This window comes from Protofrankia sp. Cas4 (genome assembly GCF_963555915.1).
Classification (GTDB): domain Bacteria; phylum Actinomycetota; class Actinomycetes; order Frankiales; family Frankiaceae; genus Protofrankia.
In genome coordinates this window covers 20,910-26,046 of the sequence record NZ_CAUVXL010000069.1, presented here as the reverse complement: position 1 = coordinate 26,046, position 5,137 = coordinate 20,910, and the positions used below count along the sequence as shown (strand labels likewise).

General features: G+C 69.4%; 6 protein-coding genes. 4 read left to right on the top strand and 2 right to left on the bottom strand.

What is annotated here, in order from left to right; all coding sequences use genetic code 11:
• Positions 1–377 precede the first annotated feature (377 nt).
• From U9979_RS07105 to U9979_RS07090, 4 genes are all read left to right on the top strand, one after another.
• Entirely contained in the window at positions 378–623 is a 246-nt protein-coding gene (locus U9979_RS07105) for a FitA-like ribbon-helix-helix domain-containing protein (RefSeq protein WP_322778734.1), read from the top strand.
• 19 nt (positions 624–642) lie between these two features.
• Positions 643–1,077: a type II toxin-antitoxin system VapC family toxin gene (locus tag U9979_RS07100; RefSeq protein ID WP_322778733.1), complete on the top strand. Its 435-nt coding sequence runs from the start codon at positions 643–645 to the stop codon at positions 1,075–1,077.
• A gap of 515 nt (positions 1,078–1,592) precedes the next feature.
• Complete coding sequence (locus U9979_RS07095) at positions 1,593–1,895, top strand: putative quinol monooxygenase (protein ID WP_322778732.1); 303 nt, start codon at positions 1,593–1,595, stop codon at positions 1,893–1,895.
• A 47-nt stretch (positions 1,896–1,942) separates the two neighbouring features.
• The gene (locus U9979_RS07090) at positions 1,943–2,695 is read left to right on the top strand and encodes a helix-turn-helix domain-containing protein (RefSeq protein WP_416219641.1); all 753 of its coding nucleotides are present in this window, start codon (positions 1,943–1,945) and stop codon (positions 2,693–2,695) included.
• 781 nt (positions 2,696–3,476) lie between these two features.
• On the opposite strand, the gene U9979_RS07085 is transcribed toward U9979_RS07090, so the two are convergent.
• Together U9979_RS07085 and U9979_RS07080 are read right to left on the bottom strand one after the other, a co-directional pair.
• Entirely contained in the window at positions 3,477–4,601 is a 1,125-nt protein-coding gene (locus U9979_RS07085) for a LacI family DNA-binding transcriptional regulator (RefSeq protein ID WP_322748575.1), read from the bottom strand.
• Positions 4,602–4,857: 256 nt separating this feature from the next.
• The gene (locus tag U9979_RS07080) at positions 4,858–5,097 is read right to left on the bottom strand and encodes a hypothetical protein (RefSeq protein WP_322748576.1); all 240 of its coding nucleotides are present in this window, start codon (positions 5,095–5,097) and stop codon (positions 4,858–4,860) included.
• Positions 5,098–5,137 lie beyond the last annotated feature (40 nt).

Here is a 5,137-nt window from a genome sequence, read left to right as displayed (position 1 = left end):
TAACCAGCGACCATGCTAGTTGGCATGCTAGCTAGCATGATAGTTGGCATGAACAGTGGCCGGGTGCCGGTCGTCGACGGGTGTTGAACGAGTCGGACAGATTTGCGGCGGGCTCCTGCGCGAAGTGGACTGCGGCCCGGTTGGTGGTCACCCCCCGGCCGGCATCCGTGGGCCAGTGCCGGTGCGAAGAATGCTTCGAGATGTCCTCAGTCGCCATCGACGGTGACGCTGGCGTGGGCGCGACGGGGTGCCTGGCTGATTGTGCAACCCGGATCTGTTGGGCCGAGGGGGTATGCCGCGACGGTTGCTGTTCCGGCAGTGTCGCCGGTGTTCGCCTTTGCTAGCATTGCCTGCATTGCTAGCAGGAGGTGGTCCCGATGGCGGCTGTCAGCATTCGAGACCTCGACGACAGCGTGCGGGAGCGGCTGCGCGTACGGGCGGCGCACCACGGCCGTTCGATGGAGGCCGAGATCCGCGCGATCCTCACCGAGGCGGTCAGCGAGCCCGAGAACGCTGCTGGTCTCGCTCAGGCTCTGCTCGTCCGGTTCGGCGCGCTTGGTGGCGTCGATCTCCAGCTGCCGGCGCGGACCCAGGCACCGCGCGCAGCGGACCTGTTCACGTGACCGGGTACCACCCTTGACGATGATCGTTCTTGATACCAACGTCATCTTCGAGCTCATGCGCGCGGCGCCAGCCGCCCGCGTCGTGACCTGGGTGACCGACCGGCCGGGTACCGCCTTGAACACGACCTCGGTGAGCCTGGCTGAGGTGCGTTACGGCATCGTCCGACTGCCGATCGGTCGCCGCCGCGAACTGCTGCTGGCCGCCGCCGACGACGTCTTTGCGGTATTCCGGGATAAAGTCCTGCCCTTCGACGCCGCGGCGGGCCGCCACTACGCCGACGTGGTGGTCGAGCGGGAACAAGCCGGGGCTCCGATCAGCGGCTTCGACGCCCAGATCGCGGCCATCTGTCGATTCCACGACGCTGTGCTGGCCACCCGTAACACCAACGACTTCACCGGCCTGGGTCTGGAGCTGGTCAACCCCTGGGGCGCCGACGCTTTGCCCGCCGAGTAGACCACCACCCTGAGCGTCCGCGTGCCCACAACGTGCCTACAACGATCAATGACGGCGAAGAGGGGTAGCGGCTCGTGGAGAACGTTGCAGGTCAGCGGCTCCAGTTCCACGGCCGCGACCGAGGCAGGCACGCCTGAAGCCTGCGCGCGCAGCGCAGCGGCTATCTCATCGAAGTACGTAGTTTGTCGGGGCTTCCTTCGGGTCTCTGGATCACTCGATCATTAGGTCGATCCTGGCCGAGAAGATCCACGACGGTCGGTTCCTGCGTCTTATCGACGGACTGCTTCAGGCCGGATACCTGGAGGACTGGCGCTACCACGCGTGGCTCTGACGGTCCTACTCGGCACCACCGATACGTTTTGGCTGCTGTCCGCGGTTGCATTGATTCGCTGGGAGCGGGCTTTGTCCGATGGGAGCGTAAACGCGTCCGGCTGACCGAGGCCGCCGGGTGGGGGCTGTCGGAGGATCGGGGTATCACTTTCACGGCGGTCACCGCCCGAATCAGGAGGTCTGTGGTGCTCATCGCCATCCTCGATTTCAGTACCGCCGCGACCGACCGCCCGGCTGCCCTCGCCCAGCTCGACGGCGAGCGTGACCAGGTCCGCGCCATGGCGGGCAACGTTGCCTTCCGGGTCTACGCGTCGCGCGAGGACGACACCCGGATCACCGTCGTGCACGAGTGGGACGACCAGGCGTCGTTCGCCGGCTACCTCAGCTCGGATTCCTTCACGCGCTCCGGCGAGGTGCTCCGACCGATCATGACCGAGGCGCCGGTGAGCCGACGGTTCCACGCCGAGCTGCTGGAGGTGGTCGCCTGAACGACGTCGCGGCCGGTTCCTACGATCGGCCCGTGCGAGACCTGTCGATGGCCCGGAAGGCGTACAGCTTCGTCCGGACGTTCGCGCCGGAGCCCGATCGCGCTCTCTGCGTCGACCGCCACTACCTGCTCTGCGCCTCCGCCGGCGCCCTCCGGTTGGAGGCCCAGGGTCAGGCGTGGCTGCTGCCGCCGGCCCGGGCCGCGCTGATCGAGGCAGGCCGGCCCATCCGGGTCAGCATCCCGCGGCCCGTCACCACCGCGTCGGTTCTGTTCGACACCGCATTCACCCCGGCGCTGCCAGCACCGTTGACGGTGTTCGACCTCAACCCGCTGGCCCGGGCACTGGTGAACGAGTGCGGCGCGTGGGGCGAGAGCGATGAACCCCTTACGGCCTACGGCGAGACGCTGTTCGCCGCGCTCGCCGCGGTGACCTGGCGGCTCGCCGAGCAGCCAAGCCCTGTCGTCGTGCCGGCCGGACGATCACCGGAGCTGCGCCGGGCTCTACGGCTGACCGAACAGCGGCTCGGCAGCGAGGTCCGCTTCGAAGACCTCGCCGACGAGGTGGGCCTCGCGCCACGGTCGCTGGCCCGGCGCTTTGAAGCGGAAACCGGTACGACCTGGCGGGCGGTCCTGCGCCGCATGCGAGTCGTGCGGGCGATCGAGGAGCTCGCCGCCGGCGACACCCCAATAACCACGATCGCCTTCATGACCGGCTACACCTCCCTGTCAGCGTTCAATACCGCCTTCCGGGACCTGACCGGCCGCACACCCACGGAGTACCGGGCCAGCTTCCGACCCTGACCGGACCGGGCCCGAACGCTCCGTCCTGACGCCCAGACCAAACGCCCGAGTCTCAACGCACGACTCCCCGGACGCTGTATCGAGCCGCCCTGTCCCCGAACGTGGCGCCTGCGGACGCCGACCGGGCGCTGCAGCAACGCACTCGTCAGAGCCGTCCAAGACGTAGCGAGGAGGTTAAGAAGATCGAGAAGTTGGGCTTGAGAACCGCCGAATGCCCAGGTCGGACGTTACGTGACACCCACCCAAGGGGCGGTTGGTGGACCTAACGCGCCAGAATAAGAACCACTTGATCTTTATTCAGGGTCCCGAAATCACCATCCGCCCGGTCTCCACGCGTGCCTTGACCAGGGACGATTCCCGGTGAGCGCCAGGCCGGCAACATCATCCACCGAGTCGAACACACGTTCCGCACACCTGGTAGTTCCGGACGCTCCGGTCTGTCTGGTCACCGTGCTCATGGGGATCGTCGTCGCGTTGACGTCCGCCTGCGCTTCGGGAATGTGCTCACGCCCGGGCTACGACTCGGCCTCCCGATATGGATGGGGCCGAATCCGCCCTCAGATCCCGCCGCGCCCGCTACGGCGGCTGTGCTGGCTCACCGTTTGCATGCCGACGAGGTGCTCCATCTATCAGGCAGGAGGTGATCAGGCGCGACGTAAGGATGGGCCGGTCCCGTGACAGCACCCAGAGCTGCGCCGCCTCGGATCCCTCAGATGGCGTTCTGCAGTCCTCGCCGGATCTCGGGCTGAGCTGGTCTCTGCGGCGACCGGTGTCGGCTTGGTCAGGGTGAAGAGGAACGCGACGACAGCCCGGCCGAGTCCGTCGACGTCCGGCTCCCGTAGGCAGAGCGGAATGCCGACTCGGCTGAGCCCATCCTGACCGTGACGGGCGCAGCCGTGGTACCGCGAACGACGAGGCGTGGCGGGATGACGTTCTCGCGGTCCGGCGTGGCCTCCCCATCCAGGCGGGCGATGGCGCGGCCGACGGCGAGTTCCGCCAGGCGGGGGATGTCCTGGGCGACGGTAGTGAGGTTGATGTGGGCGAGGCGGGCCAGGTGGGTGTCGTCGAAGCCGACCACGGAGACCTCGTCGGGGACTGTGACACCAGCCCGCAGGAAGGCGTCGAGGACACCCGTCGCGCAGTGGTCGTTGAAGGCGAGGACCGCGCTCGGCTGGGGGGCTTCGGCGAGCAGAGTGCGCGCGGCCTGCGCGCCGTCCTCCTCGGTGAGCCCGCCGGGCAGGACGCGGACGTGGTCGGCGAGGCCGTGGCGGTTCATCGCGGTGCGGTAGCCGCGGCGGCGGTCGGCGGCGCCGGGCGCCCGGCCGCCGTCGATGTGGACGATGGCGCGGTGTCCGAGCGCCACCAGGTGCTCGAGGGCCTGGCGGGCGCCCTCGTCGTCGGCGCTGCGGACGACGTCCACGCCCGGCGGGGCGGGCCGCAGCCGCCGGGCCACCGAGACGACCGGGACCTGGGCCGCGAGGTCCGCCAGCCGGGCGGCCGGGACCTCGGGGCCGAGCAGGATGAGGGCCTCGCACCGGTCGGCGAGCAGCGCCTCCACGGCCTGCCGCTCGCCGCGGGATGGCGCGACCGCGCTGAGGGCCACCTGGTAGCCGGCGGGCTCGGCGGCGGCGTAGATGCCCTCCACCAGGTCGGTGTGGAACGGATGGCGCAGCCCGAACTGCACGCCGAGCAGGCGCGAGCGGCTGCTGCGCAGCAGCCGGGCACGGGTGTCAGGCCGGTAGCCGAGCTCCTCGGCGGCCCTGAGTACCCGCGCGCGGGTGGCGGCACTCGCGCCTTTGGCCCCGCGCATCACGATGGAGGCCAGCGCGACGGACACGCCCGTTCGTGTCGCGACGTCGGCCAGGGTCGGCCGCTTCCTGCCGGGGACCGCGGGGGTGGCTGGCACGGCTGTCCTCCCTGGCCGAGCCGGTCGAGGTGTCCTTCCCGACCAGGATCGTAGCTGCTCCGACGAGAGAGCTGGAACGTTCTAGCCCCGTCTTCCGCAGATGGGGCTTCGATGGGTCGACGGGCCATTCGTCGGTCATGGTGGCTGGGTCGAGTCGACGCCGAGGATATCGAGGAGGAGCTGTTGAAGGGGTCCGGGCCGGGGGAAGCCCACACCCGGGCCCAGGACTCGACGTGCAGCAACGGCGTCGGGGACGTCAGCCGGTTCGCGACCAGCGCGGCGATGACCTGGCCGTGGCTAAGGCCGAGACGTCCTGGCGGATCGGGCAGAGCCGGTCGACCGTGCCCACCAGGTCGAGGCGCTCCAGATAGTCCCGCACGACCGGCAACGCGCCGAGCGGCTTCTCCATGCTCGGCGGCCCGTAGCCGACCACCACCCGCTCCCTCATCCTGACCGGCACAGCCCCGCACGGCGCCAGGCCGAACACTCCCCGCACCAGCGACCACCACACCGCCCAGCCAAAAGATCACGCAACC